Raw genomic sequence first — 743 nt, forward strand, 5'->3', positions numbered from 1 at the left:
TCAGAAATTTAGCGGACAATAGTCTATGCTTGAGCGATAGTCATTGAGGGGTGCGCTCATGAAACGGGACGGCCGCAGTCTGGCTCACAACACGCTTGAAGAAATGCGCATCCTGGCGGTGCAACGCATGGCCGAGGGGGACCATCCGGATGATGTCGCGGCGTCGTTCGGAATGAATCGGTCGTGGGCATACAAGATTCGCGCCCAGGCGCATGGCCGTGGTGTACGGGCGCTGCGCTCGACCAAAGGCACGGGTCGCCCGCGCACGCTCACGCCTGCGCAGGAGCGGCGGGTGCTGCGATGGATCAATGGCAAGAATCCGATGCAGTATGGGTTCGATTTCGGGCTGTGGACGCGCAACCTGGTTCGCGAACTGGTGCAGCAAAGGTTCGGCGTGACGCTGAGTCTGGCCTCGATCGGCGCGATGCTGGCACGCCTGAACCTGACGCCGCAAAAGCCGCTGCAGCGCGCTTACCAGCGCGATCCGGAGGCGATCGATCGCTGGCGGCGCGACACGTTTCCGGCCATTGCCAGGCAGGCTCGTGAGCAGAAGGCGGATATCTTCTTCTGGGACGAATCGGGCTTTCGAGCTGACTCGGTGCATGGCAAGACGTGGGCGCCGCGCGGAGAAACGCCCGTTGTCGAGCGGCCGGGCCAGCGGCAAAGCATGAGCGCGGCGTCCGCCGTCAATTCGAAGGGTGCCTTCTGGTTTGCAACGTATGAAGGCGGGCTCAGCGGTGAGT

The 743-nt window shown here is 63.0% G+C and carries 1 protein-coding gene; it reads left to right on the forward strand.

What is annotated here, in order from left to right; genetic code table 11:
• Window positions 1–58: 58 nt before the first annotated feature.
• The coding region (locus tag ACGLHR_RS51975; RefSeq protein ID WP_400103959.1) for an IS630 family transposase at window positions 59–743 on the forward strand (685 nt) is incomplete at its 3' end.

The organism is Cupriavidus sp. CuC1, assembly GCF_044627735.1.
Taxonomy (GTDB): Bacteria; Pseudomonadota; Gammaproteobacteria; order Burkholderiales; family Burkholderiaceae; genus Cupriavidus; species Cupriavidus ulmosensis.